The following is a 17,952-nucleotide window of genomic DNA, read 5'->3' on the forward strand; positions in this document are numbered from 1 at the left end:
TTTTTCCTTTTTATTAAAATTTCATTAAAGAAAATTTAATATTGAACTATTATGTATATATTTAAAATTATACTACTTTTGGTAAAAATAATTTGTAATAAATTTATTAATTTAAGAAAAATAAAAGTGAAGTACTTTCTTTATAAGAAATACCTTCACTTTTATATTCCTATTAAAACTTTCCAATCTTTTTCGCTTCTTTATAATACTTACATCTACTTTGAAGTCTGCATTCTCCACACCTTGGATTTCTAGCAATACAGCATCTTCTTCCATGGAATATTAAAAGATGATGTGCTAGACTCCATTCCTTTTTAGGAAGCTCCTTCTGAAGCTGCTTTTCTACCTCTAATACATTATCTGAATCTGCAAGTCCTAAACGATTTGAAACTCTAAACACATGTGTATCTACTGCTATTGATGGTACTCCAAATGCATTTGATAGTACAACATTGGCAGTTTTTCTACCTGCTCCTGCTAAAGTCACTATCTCCTCCATAGTTCCTGGAACCTCTCCATTAAAGTTATTTTTAAGCTGATTACACATTATCATTATATTTTTAGCTTTACTTCTATAAAGACCTATTTGCTTTATTCTCTCTTCAAGTTCATCTATAGACAATGTTAAAAAAGCATCCAAATCTGGATAATCTCTAAATAGAGTTGCTGTAACTTCGTTAACCTTTTTATCTGTAGTTTGAGCTGAAAGAATAGTTGCTACTAATAGCTGAAATGGTGAATTATGCTCTAACTCACACTTTGCATCTGGATACAACTCTTTTAATATATCTAATATTGCTTTTGTTCTTTGTTTCATAATGTTCCCCTTCCTATAGTTAAGAATTAAAAGTTAATAATTACTTATAAAATCATATTCTTTAACTATTCTCTATTAATTGTTAACTGATCTATACATTTGTTTATCATAGGAGAATCTCCCCTATATTTTTCAATATCTTCACCTTCATTATATAATCTTATTATTGCATTTCTTCTTATTACATTTTTACCTCTCCATCCGCATGATGTTCTAGATAATTTCTCTTTAAAATCTTTATTATTTAAGTTAGCATAAAAGTTTATATCAACAGTATTCATAAACTCTAACGGTATAAATTCCCCTAACTTAGAAACCTCAACCTCTTTATTATGAGGACAAGTGTTTTGACAAATATCACAACCAAAAATTCTATTTTTTATAAGCTTATAATCCACAGTAGAAAGTTCTTTCTTCTGAGTAATATACGATGAGCATATATTAGGATTTTTTCTTCCTGTCATGATAGACTTTGTTGGGCAATTATCTATACAACTATTACAATCACCGCATCCTTCATACTTCAAAACCTCTTCAAAAGTCCCTGAATCTTCACATTCTATTTCTAAATCAGTTATTATTTCGCCTAAAAAAACATAAGATCCATATTGTTTAGTTATAAGCATATTATTCTTTCCTATTATCCCAATGCCAGCCAAATATCCTATATATCTTTCAGGAAGAGAATTGCTATCTACTAAAGGGATTGCCTTCCCTCCAAGTTTGCCTATATATGTACATACCTTATCTAAATAACTATTAACTACTCTATGATAATCATATCCCTTTGTATAAATAGAAAATCCATTATCAACATTAACTTCTCCCATATGGTATGGGAAAGCTATTGATATAATAGTTTTCCCATCTTCCATATATACATTAGGATTAATTCTCTTTTCTACATCACTTTCTTCAAATTCATTTTCTAAACCTTTTTCTTTTCTTTCTAAATAAAACTCACGTAATTCTTCAAAAACTCTACATTTAATAAAACCAATAGTATCTAATCCAATAGAATTACAATACTTAATTATTTTTTCTTTAATCATTATTAAATCACCATATCGTTATATATATCTTTATTACTTTCTTTATAATTTTCTTTTACTGAATCAGAATCACTTTTAACAACTCTAATTAGGTTTTTAGCTGCTTTACCTACTGCTGTAACTCCAGTTGGAACATCTTTTAACACTACTGCATTAGCTCCAATCTTGGCTCCATCACCTATTGTAATAGGTCCTAAAACCTTTGCTCCACATCCTATAACAACATCACTTCCTACAGTAGGATGCCTCTTACCTTTATCTTTTCCAGTTCCACCTAATGTTACTCCATGATATATAGTAACATTATCTCCAATTTCAGTAGTTTCTCCTATTACTACCCCCATTCCATGATCTATAAATAATCCCTTACCTATTTTAGCACCAGGATGAATCTCTATTCCAGTAAAAAATCTTGCTAATTGCGATATAAGTCTAGCTATAAAGAAAAACTTTTTCGAATATAAATAATGAGCTGCTCTATATAAAATTAAAGCATGAACACATGGATATAACAAAAATACTTCAATCTTACTTCTAGCTGCAGGATCCTTTTCCATTATATTATTTAAATCATAACTTAAGTTCTTAAACAATCTAATACCCTCCTTTTAGTACGAGTAAACTCGTAAGATAAATATTCACTACGTGAAGAGAAATTTACACCTGTGGTGTAGATAAATATGCTCTCGCAGAGAAATATTCACTTCGCGAAAATATAGTCCCCTTTGACTGCGTCAAATATTTCTCTGTGCAACAAGCACATATTTATCCTTGACGCAGTCAAACATTTCTCTTCAGCAAGGCTGAATATTTCTCCTAAGCGCTCTGCGCCTTATTCATAAATTCCCATAGATATATACTTTTCTCCTCCATCCGGAGCTATAGCAAGTACTTTTTTGCCTTTTCCTAGCTTTTTAGCTACTTGCATTGCTGCAAATAGTGCTGCTCCTGATGATATTCCAATTAATACTCCTTCTTTCCTAGCAAATTCAACAGCTGTCTTTATAGCATCTTGATCTGAAACTGCTATTATCTCATCAACATACTCTCCATTATATATTGAAGGAATAAATCCTGCTCCTATACCTTGGATTTTATGTGCTCCTGGTCCTTTACCAGCTAGAACTTGTGATTTTTCTGGTTCTACAGCTACAACTTTTAGTTTTTTTATATTTTCTTTTAACTTTTTAGAAACTCCAGTAATTGTTCCCCCTGTTCCAACTCCCGCTACAAAAGCATCTAAATCTTTAATATCCTCTAATATTTCTTCTGCTGTAGTTTCATAATGCTTATTTGCATTTGCTATATTTTCAAATTGTTGTGGCATAAAATATCCATATGCTTCTACTAATTCAGTAGCTTTTGCTATAGCTCCCTTCATGCCTTTAGGTCCTTCTGTCAAAATTAGTTCTGCTCCATAAGCCTTTATTAAATCTCTTCTTTCTTTACTCATTGTTTCAGGCATAACTATAATTACTTTGTAACCTTTAATTCTTCCAATCATAGCTATTGCAATACCTGTATTCCCACTAGTAGGTTCTATTATAGTTGAACCTTCTTTTAATATTCCTAATTCCTCAGCTTTTTCAATCATCCCTAAAGCAGCTCTATCTTTAACGCTTCCACCTGGATTAAACTTTTCTAACTTTACATATACCTCTGCACTATTTTCATCAACCATGTTGTCCAATTTTAAAATTGGTGTCTTTCCTATTAAATTTAGCATTGAATTATAAATCATAATAATTCTCCCTTCACTATTTATTATATACTTTTAATTGTCTTATTGATATTTTTATTAGCTAATAATAATTATTGTGTATTTTTTTATAAAAAAATACGCCTCTATAATTAGAGACGATATAAAATCCGTGGTTCCACTCTATTTGGATTATAATAAAATAATCCCACTCGTTAAAGGTACAATCATACCTTCTCACTATAACGGGTGAACCCGTAACACCTTACTACTATTTCAGGCTTAAACTCCAAAGGGCACTTCGTTATAAATTACCGGCAAAAAGTTTTCAGCATCCTTTTCTCTCTGTAACCATCCTTTATACTACTTTCCTTTTTCACAGTCTTAATTCTTACTATTTAACTCTGCTTTATATTTTATATTATATGCTTTTCTCAAATTTTGTAAACACTTTTTTTAAAGTTTATTTTTCTTTCTCCACATAGGGTATAAAAATTCATCTATTAAGTCATGGGTATTTACTGAACCAATTAATACATCATAGTCATCTACAACTGGAATAGATAACAAATCATATTTTGATACTATCTCTATAGCTTCATTTATATCAACAAAATGCCTTATAACATTAGTATTTTCATCCATTGCTTCTTTAGCCTTTGTATCAGGACTATTCATTATTAAATCTTTTAGTGTTAGTGTACCTAATACTCTCTCATCTTCATCAGTTATAAATATAGAATTTAGTTGTTCATCTTCTGGTTCAGTTTCTCTTAAAATTTCTATAATTTCACCTATAGTTATATCTATGTTAAAAGATATAAATTCTTTACTCATTATACTTCCTACTGTTTCATCATCATACTGTAAAAGTTCTTTAACCTCATTTGCATCTTCAGTTTCTAAATTTATAAGAATCTTTTCTCTTTCCTCATCATCTAATTCATCTAAGAAATCTGCGATCTCATCATTTGGCATGTTTTCAAGTAATTCTGCGGCCTTAGCCTCACTTATATCTTTTATTATTGCACCTTTATACTCTGGATCTATCTCTTCTAAAGCATCGGCTGCTAGATCTTCATCTATAAACTCAAAAATCTTTTTTCTTGAGCTAGAATCTAGATCTTCTAATATGTCTGCTAAATCAGCTGGATGCAATGTTGATAATTTTTTATATGGTATAGCAATTTGTAAATTGTTGTTTACCATTTCTAATGATTCAACATCATCCCACATAAGAACCTTATCTTCAAAATCTTTATTAAGTGTTTTATACAACACCTTTCCAAGATTTAAAAGTCCAAACCTTCTTGCTCTAGCCATTGGGCCTGTTTCTACTGCTATTACCCTATACTCCCCAGCAATCTCTGCAATTCTTAAATCATCAACCCTTACAACTTGTTTTCCATTTATATCTACAATCTTTCTATCTAAAAGATGTTCTGATAAAAGATATGAATACCTTCTAGGTAGTATTTCTTTGCTACCTCTAGTCATTATTTTTACTTTATTATCATTTTGTAAAAAGACTACACTCCTAAATTCATAGTGAAATGTTGCTCTATCTCTCTTAACCTTATATCCTATAACTCTTGGATACCCTTCATCAGTAGTTACATAGATATCCTTTAGTGTACCTAACACCTCATCAAACTCGTCATATATCTTCTTGCCTAATATACTACTAAATAGTAGTACAGATAATTTCTTCATAAAGTCTCCTCCTAAATTAAAAAGAATAACTTTAACTAAATAATTTAAAACTTAAAGTAATTCCCTCTATACTATTATTTGATTTTTTTAACTTAATACTCTGAGGGACACCCTCCATCTTAAATTCACCACCTATAAATTTTTCAAATAAAAATGCCCTCAATTGGGCATCTTAACTTCTACTACTATTATTATATTATAGAACCTCTAAAAGGCAATAAAATTAATTTAAAAAGAAGCTGCATATGCAGCTCCTTCAATAATTTACGATTATTTAACTATTTAAAAGTTTTTATAGCCTTAAAGCTCATTAATAAAATTAATATCTCTCCTATAAGTGGGTAAGGGAAAAACTTTATTCCACCTAAGAATAATATAAATTCTGCTATAGTTAGCATAAGACTTATTGTTAATAATTTCATTCCCCACTTATTACAAAATGGCTTGTCAACACATAATAATGATACTATAGCTATAGATGCGATTACAATTAAGTAAATAAGATTAGGGGTTAAACTATCTTTAAAATTAATTATAAAGCCAAATGAATTATTAATAGATATATTCACTTTATATAAATATAACTCTCCAACATACAGTAATAATAAAATTAACATAAATATGAAGTTATAATCAAATTTTGTATCTTCATTTCTTAGGAAAATATATGCTGTACCCAAAGCTACTAGTGGTATTAAAGAGTAATTAAGTAAAACCATAGTCCTTAAAATATATATTATTGATTGTGACTCTATTAATGTTCCCAATAAAACAGTTATGTATCTTATAACTAATAATACAAATGTAATATTGAAAAATATTTTCACTTTTTTAGGACATTTATTTCTATTTATCATAATTAAATACAAAATAAAGGTAATTATAAATATCAGAGTTAAAAGGTAAGCAAAATTTAACATAATATGTTCCTTTCATAGTGCTGTTATTTATAACTATTAATATATTTAGTAAATTATTCTTTTTTAAGTCATTTTACACCTAAAATTTTTAATCCGCCTTTTATACACTTAATATCTAATGGGAAATCTGGTCCTTTTTCTCCATCAATATCTGTAACTATATCTTCATGACACTCTATATGGATTTCTTTAGCTTTAAAGTAAATTACATTTTCTGAATCTAAATGTTCTCCTTTTAATACTTTTATAAATAAAGGTATTAATTCCATTATAGGTATAGCTTTAAAGATTATTACGTCTAATAGACCATCCTTAGCATCTGACTTAGTTGCAAGTTTAAAGTTTCCTGCTGTTTGCCCGTTAAATACTAATAAGAAATACATTTCTCCTTCAAACTTAGTATTTTCTGACTTTATCTTAACTTTTAGCTTTCTAAAATTAGGTAGCTCTTCTATTCCTTTTAAGTAATATGCAAGCTTACCTATAGTATTTTTTATATTTACATCTGTCTTTTGTGATACATCTGTAAAAAGACCTGTACTTGCTACATTAACAAAATATTTATCATTTATACTACCTAAATCTACAGTAGTTATATGTGAATTAATAATTCTTTTACATGCTTCTTCTATATCTGAAGGTATCCCTAAGAACTTAGCAAAATCATTTGCTGTTCCTACAGGCAATATAGCAATAGGTATTGATATCCCTTGCTTAGCCATAACATTCACCACTGAATCCACAGTACCATCTCCACCAGCTACTAACACATATTTATAATCACAACTTTTCACATCTCTAAATGCTTCTGAAACATCTTCATCTCTACTTATCCTATAAGGAACTATAGTATATCCTGCATTTTGATGAATACTTATAACCTTATCTAATTTAGCAAGGATTAAATTTTCACCTGAATAAGGATTGTAAATAAACTTTACGTATCTCACAGTTCTACCTCCCTTGTGTGTTTAGTAAAATATAACATATAGAAGATTATAGCATACTTAACTTTTATAAATCATTATATTACTAATAATATTTTATAAACAATCTATATACAATCGTAACTTTTCTGCATCATTGCAAATTATAGTATTATATTTTTATATGTATTATGTTATAATTATATATCAGTAATTCGGAATTATTTTAGGAGTGATTATATGAAGAGAGCTTATATTCCTAATGCTTTTACTTTTATTAACTTATCTTTAGGTATATGTTCAATCTTATCTACTATGGATGGTAACTATGCTTTAGCAAGTACTTTCATAATTTTAGCTGGATTAGTTGACAGATATGATGGAAGAATTGCAAGATTTCTTAATGCAAGTAGTGAGCTTGGAAAAGAGTTAGATTCCTTAGCTGACTTAGTTTCATTTGGTGTAGCTCCATCAATTTTATCTTTTATATTATTTAATTTTAAAGATGTAGGCCCTACAAGCTTAATTGGATTTATAGTACTAATTTCTTTTCCAATATGTGGAGCCTTTAGATTAGCTAGATATAACGTATCTACTTTTGATGGTGTATTTGCCGGGGTACCAATAACAATAGCTGGATGCTTTATGGCATTATTTGTTTTATTAACTTTAAGGGTAAATATGTCTGCTATTGTCCCAATGCTTCTTATGGTAGTATTCTCATATTTAATGGTTAGTAATTTTAAATTAAAAAAATTCTAATAAAAAAGCTGTGCCAATATGCACAGCTTTTTATAATTAAGAATAAAAAATCATTGTAAAAATTAAATTATATCTTATTAATTATTATTTACTAATTCTTAATCATCACCCTCTTTAATTTTTTCCTTCGGTCTAGGTCCTAAATTCCCTCCCGGTGAAGTATTAAAGCTTCCTGGATTTGTGACTCCTGGTGAGTTTGAAAACTGCAAATCGCTATCAACCTCAGTTAAAATAAGATCACTGTTCCCATTTTTTAATATATAATCATTCATAACTGCTACATATTTATAGTATGACTCTCCACACTCTTCAAGCAAATCTATCAAATGATCAATTTCGTCACCTAATTTATCTGCCCTATTAACAGCTTCTTTTACATACTTTGTCCGTGCTTCAGGTATATTATTTAGTTCAAAAGCACCTCCGATTAGAAGTCTATAGGAGTCTGTTAATGTTTTTAATAAACCGGCTAAGTTGCTTAAATTTATATAATAATCGTGTATTAACTTGTTATATCCCATTAGCTACCTCCTACACAAAAAAATAACATATAGTAATAATTACATATACTGCTATTAATACCGTTCCTTCAAACCAATTAGTACTACCATCAGCAAAAACTATATAGGACATAAAAATAGCTAATCCAACTATAATTATATTCAAAACTGAAAATACTAGTGCTATTTGTACTCCTAATAAAAATGCTATTAATACTAAAATTGGAGTTGCAAATAAAGCTATTTGTATTCCGGATCCTATTGCTATCTCCAGGCTTAAATTAACCTTATTTTTTACAGCACACATAATAGCTGAAATATTCTCTCCTATATTACCTAAAATAGGAATTAATATTATTCCCATAAAACTTTCAGATATATTAAAATTTTTTATTACAATATTAGCATCATTTATTACTTTCTCTGATAAAAAATATATGGCTAAGCTTATAATTATTATCTTTATAAATAATAAAGCCAAACCTCTCTTGTCTGAATTCCTTGATTCTATATTTTCTTCTTGGCCATCTACTAATATTAAATTACTATGTGTATATAGAGAATATATCAATCCTAATAGGTACACACATATTAAAATTATTGATACAGCCGCACTTATTTTAATTACTGTCTCAGTTCTTATACTTGAGTAATTATTAATACATGCCATTACTACCATAGATGACATAGCTAACAATAGCATACTAAAATTTGTTTTAGCATTATTCTTATTAAAGGTTTGTTGCTTATATTTTATTCCACCTAGAAATATTGAAACCCCAAGCACTAAAAGCATATTATTAACTATACACCCTATCATAGCAGCTTGCACCATTGAAATAAGCCCTAATCTTAATGACCATATACTCATTATTATTTCAGGAAGATTTCCTAAAGTGGCAGTTAATAGCCCACCTTTTTTTTCTCCTATATATTCTGAAATACTAGAAGTGAATTCCCCAAGCATAAAAGCAAGGGGAATCATTGCAACCGAATGTATTACTAGTCCTAATATTATATTAGTTGTATTAATAAATAAGCATCCTAATGAAATTACAAATAATATTATGCTATTTCTAGTTTTCTTATCTCTTAAAGCCTCTAGCATACTCATCATCTAAATCACTATACATCCTTCTATTTATTGGTCCATTATAATTTTCTCTTGTTCCTCCTTTATTAATACCCCTATTTTGTTTACTAGTAGCATTATTTATATATTCATCATCTATTGATACATACATATTTGGCCTCACATAAGTAGCCTCTTTCTCTTGTAACGCCTTATAGTATTCTTCATTTACCTTCCCTTCTCCGCTTATGTCTTTACTACCTGGCTTTACATAAGTAGCCTCTTTCTCCTGTAGCGCCTTATAGTATTCTTCATTTACCTTTTCTTCTCCAGTTGTCTCTTTGCTACCTGGTTTAACATAAATAGCTTCTTTTTCTTGTAATGCTTTTTGATATTCAGCATTTATCTGCCCTTTACTTTCCCTGTACATCTCTTGACTTTCTTCATCTATTAAGTTTAAATTTTCTTTATAATCATACATTACAGGAACAAAAAAGTCCCTTGGCATTGATATATACATATTTTCTCCTCCTATGCATTCTTAATTTCACAACATGGCTTAAAATATGCCCTTGGGAATTTGCAAAGTGGGCAAATTAATGGTGCTTCTACACCTTCATGTATATATCCACAATTCATACAACACCACTTAGATTCTTTAGGTCCGCTAAACATTGTTCCATCTTCTAACTTATCATATAGCTTCTTATACCTTTTAGAATGAGCTTCCTCTACCTCTTGTAACTCTTTAAAGAAATCTGCAATATCATTGAACCCTTCTTGTCTAGCTTCATTTTCAAATCTTTTATAAATATCCTTATATTCTTCTGTTTCCCCATTAATAGAATCTACTAAATTGTCACAAGTAGATTTAACATTTTTTAAAAACTGTCCATATACTCTTCTTGCATGAGCTAATTCATTTTTAGCTGTCTCGTCAAATATTTCTCCTACCCATTGATATCCTTCTTGTCTTGCCTTTTCTGCATATAATGTATACTTAGTATTTGCTCTACTTTCGCCAGCAAATGTTCTATAGAGATTCTTCTCAGTTTTACTTCCTTTTAAGTCCATAGTCTGCTCCTAAAAAAATATTTACACTATTAAAATATTCAAAAGAACTTAATATGTGCCTTCAACAAATAAAGCATCAGTTTTACCTGATGCTTTATTTGTTAGTGACAAGTTAAGAGTTTACCTACTTATCACTTTTAATTTATATAAATTTTTCTATCATTATCACATAGAATCTCTATATTTTTGCCTTCTCGTGTTTTAGTCTTTAATACTACTTTCCTTCCCCATAGGTCAAATAAATATTTTAAAGTTTCTTTAGCATATAAGAGTTCTAACTCTCTTCCATCAAATACATGCTCTAATGTCAAAGCACCATCTTTTCTATCTAAATCAACTATCCTGATATATGGTATTCCCCCTACTCCACAAGTAGATGATAATGTATCTCTTATAATCTTCCAACCTTCTTCATCAGAAACTTCTTCAATAACAAAATCAAAGCTCTTTTTAGCATATTGGAATAAGTTTAATTCATTACACAAATCTTGTGTTAGATACTTTCTTAAGAAAGAATTATCTCTCTCTAAGCTTCTAACCTCAAATAACTTTTCTCTACCATATCTCTTTTCGATATCTTGGAATATCTTAAATCCCATATAATAAGGATTAAGTCCTCCAAGTATAGGTGCTATTACATCGTTGTGACGTTTTAAGAATTCAAAGTGAAGTCCTTCTGGCAATTCTAAAGAATTTAAAATTGTATAATGCCAATAGCTTGCCCATCCTTCATTCATTATCTTAGTCTCTATTTGTGGCATAAAATATTCAGTTTCTCTCTTAACTATTTTCAATATAGTTTTTTCCCATTCTTCTAGAGACCCATATTTCATTATGAATCCTATAACGTCATCACAAGGTTCAAGTGGTATCTTACTTAAATCAGGAAGTTCTATTTCCTCATCCTGATCTAAAATATATCTACCTTCTATCTTTCTATTGTATTCATCCATAAGATTAGCTTTTATTTCTTCTTGGCTTAACTCCTTAACTCCAACAACTCTAGGTATTTGGAACTTTAATGCATGAGCTGCATCTAGTATTTTCTCTACCTTTGCATAGCCTATATTAGGATCATTAACATAACCTCTTATTATTTCAGCATCTAGCTTAAACATCTCTAGAGTATAATAAGCCTTAGTTCCTTCTTTAAATAATCTATTATTTTTAAAGAAATCATTATGACCATATACGTGTGCCATTGTTAATATCTGTAACAACAATGTATTTTCTCTCATTAAGTATGCTAAGCAAGGGTCTGAGTTAATAACCATCTCATAAGGTAATCCAGTTAAGTTTAAAGAATATAATGTTTTATTTTTTTCGTATGCTTTTCCATAGCTCCAATGAGGATATTTTGAAGGCATACCAACGTATGCCTCATATCCAATCATTTCATTATATCCAATTATCTCAAACTCTTGCGGATAATAATTTAACCCAAAACTATTAACCTTTTCTTCTATTTTAACATTCCATTCTTGTAAATCACTTAAATTATACTCCATCATTTCCCTCCTTAAGCTCCTTACTAAGCATTATCTTTAAAGCATCCCAAAGGTTCTTTTTCTCCTTAATTATTACAGATACGAAATTCTTTTCATGTATCTCTTTATTGAAACGATAATACATAGTAGTAGAGTAAGTTGATGGTAAAAGTTCAGCATATCCAAACATATTGCTTATTTCACATAAATTCTTAACTGCACTTATTGCTCTTTCATTATCTTCTGACCAGTTATCACCATCGCTAGCATATATAGGATAAATATTCCATACGTCTGGTGAGTATTTCTCTTCAACTAACTTTAAAGCTAAATTTAACCCACTAGATATATAAGTTCCTCCTGATTCTGCTTTATGAAAAAACTCATATTCATTTACATTCTTTGCAACAGTAGTATGTGAAATAAATTCAAAAGCTATATTATTATATTTTCTCTTTATAAATCTAGAAAGTACAAAGAAGAATGATCTAGCAAGATACTTTTTAGTGCTATCCATAGAACCGGAAACGTCCATTATAAATATAAGAACTGCATTACTTTCTTGCTTAGGTTTCTTTTTAACTTTGTAATATCTTAAATCATCTTCTCTAAATGGAAATCTTTCTAATTCCTCATCTAATCCACTTTCCATTAAAGCTCTCTTTTTCCCTTGTTTTCTTGCAGTCTTAGCCATAACTGTCTTTTTCTTTGCAAGTCTTGGATTTATTCCATACTTTTGATATCCACGCTTTCTTGAAGTACTTTCTGTTAATACTTCTGAAAATTTCTTTCTATCTAAATTCGGCAAGTCTAAATCTTCAACTATATAATCTAATAATTCTTCCATTGTGATTTCAGTTTCATAAACATCATCACCTTCGCCTTGCCCAGCTCCTTTACTTCCTTTCTTTCCACTACCATCTGCTGAGCCAACTTTATCACCTCTTTTTTCTTCACCAGTACCTGATGCTACTCCTGTACTATTTTTACCGAAGATAAATTGATACTCTTTTATTCCTCTAATAGGTATTTTAAATTTTTTGTTTTTAGTTTCACCTACTATACTTTCTTCTGATAATATGTCGCCAATATTTTCTTTTATAGATTTCTCTACTAATTGTCTATGCCTTCTTCTATCTTCAATACTTCTATCGTGTTCAATTGGATTCTCGCTATTATCTCTAAAGATCGCCATAGCTATCAATCCTTCCACAAATTATTGGCAGCATATTTTAAGATTACATCACAACAGTGTAAGCAGTATCCATTCTTTTGCATCTCTTCTACCATTGTGTTATATTTTTCAGTTTGCTCAGCATCTCTAACTCTTGACTTAGTTATAATTCTTGATAAGTCTTTTACTGATGCCATAAGCTTCTTTTCGATAGCTTCTTTTAATGGTTCATAAGAAGTATAGTCTATCTTGGATCCATTTCTAACTAGGTAGAACATATATGATGTTACATCAGCTCTAAAGCCTTTAGCTGATGCTTCAGATACACCAATTTGTTCTTCTATGCTTCTCATAAAGTCTTCATCAGGATTCAATTCTTCTCCTGTTGAAGTATCTTTAATTCTTGTCTTATTAACAAAAGCTTCTGCATTATCTATATAATTGTTAAATAAGCTTTCAGCTTGTTCTCTAAATGAATGTATAAATGCCTTTGTAATTTCTTTTTCAAGAATCTTATTATATTCTTTTCTAATTGTATCTTGAATAAATGCAAGATATCTCTTCTTATCTTCAGCTGCAATATCTAATTCTTTAATAGACTTTATTATACTTTCCATTATGCTTAATGGGTTTATGCAGTCATATTCTGAATTAGATAGGGCATTATCTATAGCTTTAACTATAAATCTTGTACTAATACCTTTCATTCCTTCATATGGCCCTGCTTCTTCTCTAAGCTCATTAATATCAATACGTTTTGTTGTTCCCTTTTCAACTAAATCTTCACCATTGTAAATCTTTAGCTTAGTTATAGGATCAACCTTAGCTGATGGAGTTAATCTTGAAAGGATAGCAAACATTGCTGCAATCTCAATACTATGAGGTGCAATATGAGCTTTAAAGTTGCTCTTATTTATTATCTTTTCATATATTTTTATTTCTTCTGCAAGTTCTAAGCAGTAAGGCACTTCTACCTTAACTATTCTGTCTAAAATAGCTTCATTAGTATGATCAGATTTAAATTTATTCCACTCAGCTTCATTAGAGTGAGCTATGATAAGACCATCAAAGTAAATCATTGATCCTTTACCTGGTGATGGTATAGATTTTTCTTGAGTTGCAGTTATTATAGTATGAAGATATTCAACATCATTTTTAAATACTTCTATAAATTCAACCAATCCTCTATTGCCAACATTAAATGCGCCATTTAATGAGAATATTCTCGGATCATCCTCTGGATAAATATCCATCTTAGAGATATCTATAGCTCCAGTAAGTATTGAAGTATCTTGGTTGTTAGGGTCTACAGGAGGTACTACCCCTATACCTTTTCTTGAACGAATAGAGAACCCTGTAGTTTCTACTGGAACATTCTCATATTCACCATTATATTCATTTAATAATTTATACTTACATATTGGACAAAGATCTCCCTCAATTTGAACACCTAATAACTCATTAAATTTAGGTCTTAAATGATTTGGTACTAAATGTAGAGGTTCTTCATGCATTGGACATCCCTTAATTGAATAAACAGGTTCGCATTGAACTAATGCATTTTTTAAAGCTTCTACTAATGAAGACTTACCAGCTCCAACAGGACCTACAAGATATAATACTTGCCTAGATTCTTCACCTTTCATTGATGCAGAGTATAAATAATTTACTATCTTCATAATTATATGATCTATTCCGAAAAATTCATCTTTAAAGAATCCATATCTCTTTATGGTTTCATTTCCGTATATTTTCTTTATTCTAGGGTTCTCTTCTCCCTTTAAAGTTTCAACTCCCTTGCTCATAATAGTGTCATATAATCTTTTATGAGCAAGCTTAGCTGCATCAGGATTTTCTCGTAGTATTTCCAAATAATCTAGAAAAGTACCTTCAAACTTATCTCCATTTCTGCTTTCTCTATCTGTACGAATAAATTCCTTAAAATCCATAACTACTCCCCCTTTATAATTTAGTATATTATTGTCTTAAATATATATATGACAATTTCTTATATTAAAATGCCTACATATCGTTTAAATCAAAAAAAATTAGGAATTGTTTTTACAATTCCTAACCTATTAATAGTAATTATTAATTTATTTTATTATCTCTAAATTTTCATTAAATTTAATAATTCTTCTCCATACTTTTCAAATTTCTTTTCTCCTATACCTCTTATAGACAGTAGCTCTTCTTTATTTTTCGGATGCTTATTGGTAATCTCTATTAAAGTTGAATCTGAAAAAATTATATATGGCTTAATTCCCTCTTTCATAGCTCTATCTTTTCTCCATAATCTAAGGCTATCAAATAAATCTTTATTTAATATCTTAACCTCTAGGTCATCAGTTAACTTACATATTACCTTTAATCCTGATTTTAATACTTTATAAGACTTATCATTAAGCTTTAGCATTGAATATGTTCCTTCCTTTAAATCAACATATCCAAGATCTAAAAGTGTTTTTATTAAGTCCCTTATAAATTTACTGCTATAATCCTTCATTATTCCATACGTCGTTAATTTATTTAATCCATCGCTAGCTATCTTAGGACCACTCATACCTCTTAGTACATCCACTAAAACAGAAATTCCATATTTCTCTCTACTTCTATAAACACAAGAAAGTATCTTTTGGGCTTCTATTGTATAATCCCTAAGCTCCTCGTTACTTAAGCAATTGCTACAACTATTACAATAATCTCGTGCATTTTGCTCTCCAAAATAATTTAATACAAAAGCCCTATAACACTCTTTACTTTCACATAAATCTATCATTCTTTGCAACTTTGATATTTCTACTTCTTTTCTATTAAGTGATGCTGTAGTATAAATTAAATACTCTAAAGTTCTTATATCACTTCTATTAAATAGTAAATAACACTTAGAAATCTCCCCATCTCTCCCTGCTCTTCCTATCTCTTGATAATAACTCTCGATATTTTTAGGAATAGTAAAATGTAGTATATATCTTACATTTGGTTTATCTATTCCCATTCCAAAGGCATTAGTAGCTATCATAACATTTATATTTTCCTTAAGAAATTCCTCTTGGTAATATACCTTTTCGTTATCTTTTAAGCCACCATGATATTTACCTACATCATATCCTAAATCCTTAAGGTAGTAATAAAGACCATCTACCTCTTTTCTTGTAGCGCAATATATTATTCCTGCATTGCCTTCATTTTCTCTTATAATATCTTTTACAAATTCCAATTTATCCTCTTCAATATGTACGCTTATAATTAAGTTATCCCTATCAAAGCTACCAAAATATTTATATGGATTTCTCAATTCTAATAGCTTAATAATATCTTCTCTAACTACTTCTGTTGCTGTTGCTGTAAATGCAGTTATTACTGGCCTATTAGATAAACTATTTATAAATGGCGCTATTTCTCTATAGCTTTTTCTAAAATCATGCCCCCATAAAGATACACAATGTGCCTCATCTATAGCAATTTGACTTATATTCAATCTTCTTAATTGCTTTTTAAAAAATTCATTTTCTAATCGCTCTGGGGCTATGTATAATAATTTTACCTCTCCACTTTTACATTTTAAAATTATGTTATCTATTTCCTCTAAGCTTTGACTACTATTTATATATTGGGCTGGTATTCCATTATAATCTAGGTTATCTACTTGATCCTTCATAAGTGCAATAAGAGGTGAAATAACTATTGTCATTCCTTTAAATATAACTGCCGGTATCTGATAGCATATTGATTTCCCTCCACCTGTAGGTAATACTCCAAAGCTATCCCTTCCTCTTAAAATATTAGTAATTATTTCATATTGCCCTTCTCTAAAAGAACTATATCCGTAATACCTTTTTAAAGCCTCAAATACAACATTCATATCTTCACCCCTTTCAATTATAAATTATAAATTCTAAATAATAAATTCTAAATTAGTGTTAAAACTGCTTAAGCATTTTCTTACTTTATACTTAAAAATCTGTTCAACAGATTTTTTCCTTTAGTATGGAATCACCTCAAATTAAGTAATAAATTATTATCGTTGAAATGATATATTCGCGCAAGTATATCATTTCAACGTTATTTATTACTTAATAATAAGACCCATTAGTCTTGTTAAGTCTAGCCCTTGCATTGCTGTTACTGTAGTTCCATATATATTTTCTATCTCAACGTCTATTCCTTCAATATCACAACTTGTTAAGTCTTGTTTTCCTAAGAAAGTTTTATTAAAATATCCATTAGTCAAATCACATTCCTCGAATACTACTTTATCTAACTTTACCTCTTGGAATACCGCTTCTTTTAAATTTGACTCAATAAAGTTCACATTCTTTATTTTACTAAAAGAGAAAGTTGCATAACCGCCCATTACATTTTGGAAAGTTGCATCTTTTATGGAACATTCTGAGAAGTTTGCTCCCATAAGCTTGCAATTTACAAACTCTACTCTATGTAAACCTCCACCTGAAAAAGATACATTGGATAAATCACAATTTTCAAATCTAGAATCTAATAAATCTATTCTAGTAAAATCACAATCTTCAAATACTACATTCTTAAATACACAAGAATCAATAGTAATTCCAACATCATTTTTTTCTACTATTTCTCTATCTTCAATAATTTTATTTTGAATCTTTTCTTCATAAATTACTTCATCGTATATATCTTCAATCTCTTCAAGATCATCTATAAATTTAGGTCTTTGAACTTTAACTAATTTGGCCATTACAAACTCCTCTTACTATAAAACATTTTATATATCAAT

General features: G+C 29.4%; 17 protein-coding genes and 1 other annotated feature. Of the genes, 1 reads left to right on the plus strand and 16 read right to left on the minus strand.

Going from position 1 to position 17,952, the window contains the following annotated elements; all coding sequences use genetic code 11:
* Positions 1-172: 172 nt before the first annotated feature.
* From nth to H8S20_RS03545, 7 genes are all read right to left on the minus strand, one after another.
* Positions 173-817 carry an endonuclease III gene (gene nth, locus H8S20_RS03515; protein WP_032119903.1) on the minus strand — a complete coding sequence of 215 codons (645 nt, stop codon included), beginning with the start codon at positions 815-817 and terminating at the stop codon, positions 173-175.
* Positions 818-882: 65 nt separating this feature from the next.
* Positions 883-1,869 carry a tRNA epoxyqueuosine(34) reductase QueG gene (queG, locus tag H8S20_RS03520; protein WP_032119904.1) on the minus strand — a complete coding sequence of 329 codons (987 nt, stop codon included), beginning with the start codon at positions 1,867-1,869 and terminating at the stop codon, positions 883-885.
* Between the two features lie 2 nt (positions 1,870-1,871).
* Positions 1,872-2,462 (minus strand): serine O-acetyltransferase EpsC, encoded by a 591-nt coding sequence (gene epsC / locus H8S20_RS03525; RefSeq protein ID WP_032119905.1) that lies wholly within the window; start codon positions 2,460-2,462, stop codon positions 1,872-1,874.
* Between the two features lie 239 nt (positions 2,463-2,701).
* Positions 2,702-3,610 (minus strand): cysteine synthase A, encoded by a 909-nt coding sequence (cysK, locus tag H8S20_RS03530; protein ID WP_032119906.1) that lies wholly within the window; start codon positions 3,608-3,610, stop codon positions 2,702-2,704.
* Positions 3,611-3,719: 109 nt separating this feature from the next.
* Positions 3,720-3,957, minus strand: a binding site (T-box leader).
* A gap of 67 nt (positions 3,958-4,024) precedes the next feature.
* Positions 4,025-5,281 (minus strand): magnesium transporter, encoded by a 1,257-nt coding sequence (locus H8S20_RS03535; protein WP_032119907.1) that lies wholly within the window; start codon positions 5,279-5,281, stop codon positions 4,025-4,027.
* Between the two features lie 278 nt (positions 5,282-5,559).
* Positions 5,560-6,138, minus strand: coding sequence for a hypothetical protein (locus H8S20_RS03540; protein ID WP_243177491.1), 579 nt, complete (start codon positions 6,136-6,138; stop codon positions 5,560-5,562).
* A 131-nt stretch (positions 6,139-6,269) separates the two neighbouring features.
* Positions 6,270-7,151 carry a YegS/Rv2252/BmrU family lipid kinase gene (locus H8S20_RS03545; protein WP_032119909.1) on the minus strand — a complete coding sequence of 294 codons (882 nt, stop codon included), beginning with the start codon at positions 7,149-7,151 and terminating at the stop codon, positions 6,270-6,272.
* A 216-nt stretch (positions 7,152-7,367) separates the two neighbouring features.
* Here H8S20_RS03545 and pssA point away from each other — a divergent pair, with 216 nt between their 5' ends.
* Complete coding sequence (pssA, locus tag H8S20_RS03550; RefSeq protein ID WP_186859298.1) at positions 7,368-7,889, plus strand: CDP-diacylglycerol--serine O-phosphatidyltransferase; 522 nt, start codon at positions 7,368-7,370, stop codon at positions 7,887-7,889.
* A 98-nt stretch (positions 7,890-7,987) separates the two neighbouring features.
* Here pssA and H8S20_RS03555 read toward each other — a convergent pair whose 3' ends face one another.
* From H8S20_RS03555 to H8S20_RS03595, 9 genes are all read right to left on the minus strand, one after another.
* The gene (locus tag H8S20_RS03555) at positions 7,988-8,410 is read right to left on the minus strand and encodes a hypothetical protein (protein ID WP_186859299.1); all 423 of its coding nucleotides are present in this window, start codon (positions 8,408-8,410) and stop codon (positions 7,988-7,990) included.
* A 10-nt stretch (positions 8,411-8,420) separates the two neighbouring features.
* Entirely contained in the window at positions 8,421-9,506 is a 1,086-nt protein-coding gene (gene cax / locus H8S20_RS03560) for a calcium/proton exchanger (protein ID WP_032119911.1), read from the minus strand.
* Entirely contained in the window at positions 9,475-9,981 is a 507-nt protein-coding gene (locus H8S20_RS03565; RefSeq protein ID WP_032119912.1) for a hypothetical protein, read from the minus strand. The genes cax and H8S20_RS03565 overlap by 32 nt, the downstream gene beginning before the upstream one ends.
* A gap of 11 nt (positions 9,982-9,992) precedes the next feature.
* A complete protein-coding gene (locus H8S20_RS03570) occupies positions 9,993-10,535 on the minus strand; it encodes a rubrerythrin family protein (protein ID WP_032119913.1) in 543 nt (180 codons plus the stop codon).
* Between the two features lie 137 nt (positions 10,536-10,672).
* On the minus strand, positions 10,673-12,043 hold the full coding sequence (locus tag H8S20_RS03575; protein WP_032119914.1) for a SpoVR family protein: 1,371 nt from the start codon (positions 12,041-12,043) through the stop codon (positions 10,673-10,675).
* Entirely contained in the window at positions 12,033-13,217 is a 1,185-nt protein-coding gene (gene yhbH, locus H8S20_RS03580; RefSeq protein WP_186859417.1) for a sporulation protein YhbH, read from the minus strand. The genes H8S20_RS03575 and yhbH overlap by 11 nt, the downstream gene beginning before the upstream one ends.
* Positions 13,218-13,222: 5 nt before the next feature.
* Positions 13,223-15,145 carry a PrkA family serine protein kinase gene (locus tag H8S20_RS03585; RefSeq protein WP_032119915.1) on the minus strand — a complete coding sequence of 641 codons (1,923 nt, stop codon included), beginning with the start codon at positions 15,143-15,145 and terminating at the stop codon, positions 13,223-13,225.
* 161 nt (positions 15,146-15,306) lie between these two features.
* A complete protein-coding gene (gene recQ / locus H8S20_RS03590) occupies positions 15,307-17,061 on the minus strand; it encodes a DNA helicase RecQ (protein WP_032119916.1) in 1,755 nt (584 codons plus the stop codon).
* A gap of 207 nt (positions 17,062-17,268) precedes the next feature.
* Positions 17,269-17,913 carry a pentapeptide repeat-containing protein gene (locus H8S20_RS03595; RefSeq protein WP_032119917.1) on the minus strand — a complete coding sequence of 215 codons (645 nt, stop codon included), beginning with the start codon at positions 17,911-17,913 and terminating at the stop codon, positions 17,269-17,271.
* Positions 17,914-17,952: the final 39 nt, after the last annotated feature.

The organism is Clostridium hominis (genome assembly GCF_014287825.1).
Taxonomy (GTDB): Bacteria; Bacillota; Clostridia; order Clostridiales; family Clostridiaceae; genus Clostridium; species Clostridium hominis.

Excerpts from the sequence above, each read along its gene's own strand:
- nth (WP_032119903.1), bottom strand. The coding sequence starts at position 817 with ATGAAACAAAGAACAAAAGCAATATTAGATATATTAAAAGAGTTGTAT.
- queG (WP_032119904.1), bottom strand. The coding sequence starts at position 1,869 with ATGATTAAAGAAAAAATAATTAAGTATTGTAATTCTATTGGATTAGAT.
- cysK (WP_032119906.1), bottom strand. The coding sequence starts at position 3,610 with ATGATTTATAATTCAATGCTAAATTTAATAGGAAAGACACCAATTTTA.
- H8S20_RS03535 (WP_032119907.1), bottom strand. The coding sequence starts at position 5,281 with ATGAAGAAATTATCTGTACTACTATTTAGTAGTATATTAGGCAAGAAG.
- H8S20_RS03540 (WP_243177491.1), bottom strand. The coding sequence starts at position 6,138 with ATGATAAATAGAAATAAATGTCCTAAAAAAGTGAAAATATTTTTCAAT.
- pssA (WP_186859298.1), top strand. The coding sequence starts at position 7,368 with ATGAAGAGAGCTTATATTCCTAATGCTTTTACTTTTATTAACTTATCT.
- H8S20_RS03555 (WP_186859299.1), bottom strand. The coding sequence starts at position 8,410 with ATGGGATATAACAAGTTAATACACGATTATTATATAAATTTAAGCAAC.
- cax (WP_032119911.1), bottom strand. The coding sequence starts at position 9,506 with ATGATGAGTATGCTAGAGGCTTTAAGAGATAAGAAAACTAGAAATAGC.
- H8S20_RS03565 (WP_032119912.1), bottom strand. The coding sequence starts at position 9,981 with ATGTATATATCAATGCCAAGGGACTTTTTTGTTCCTGTAATGTATGAT.
- H8S20_RS03570 (WP_032119913.1), bottom strand. The coding sequence starts at position 10,535 with ATGGACTTAAAAGGAAGTAAAACTGAGAAGAATCTCTATAGAACATTT.
- H8S20_RS03575 (WP_032119914.1), bottom strand. The coding sequence starts at position 12,043 with ATGGAGTATAATTTAAGTGATTTACAAGAATGGAATGTTAAAATAGAA.
- yhbH (WP_186859417.1), bottom strand. The coding sequence starts at position 13,217 with ATGGCGATCTTTAGAGATAATAGCGAGAATCCAATTGAACACGATAGA.
- H8S20_RS03585 (WP_032119915.1), bottom strand. The coding sequence starts at position 15,145 with ATGGATTTTAAGGAATTTATTCGTACAGATAGAGAAAGCAGAAATGGA.
- recQ (WP_032119916.1), bottom strand. The coding sequence starts at position 17,061 with ATGAATGTTGTATTTGAGGCTTTAAAAAGGTATTACGGATATAGTTCT.
- H8S20_RS03595 (WP_032119917.1), bottom strand. The coding sequence starts at position 17,913 with ATGGCCAAATTAGTTAAAGTTCAAAGACCTAAATTTATAGATGATCTT.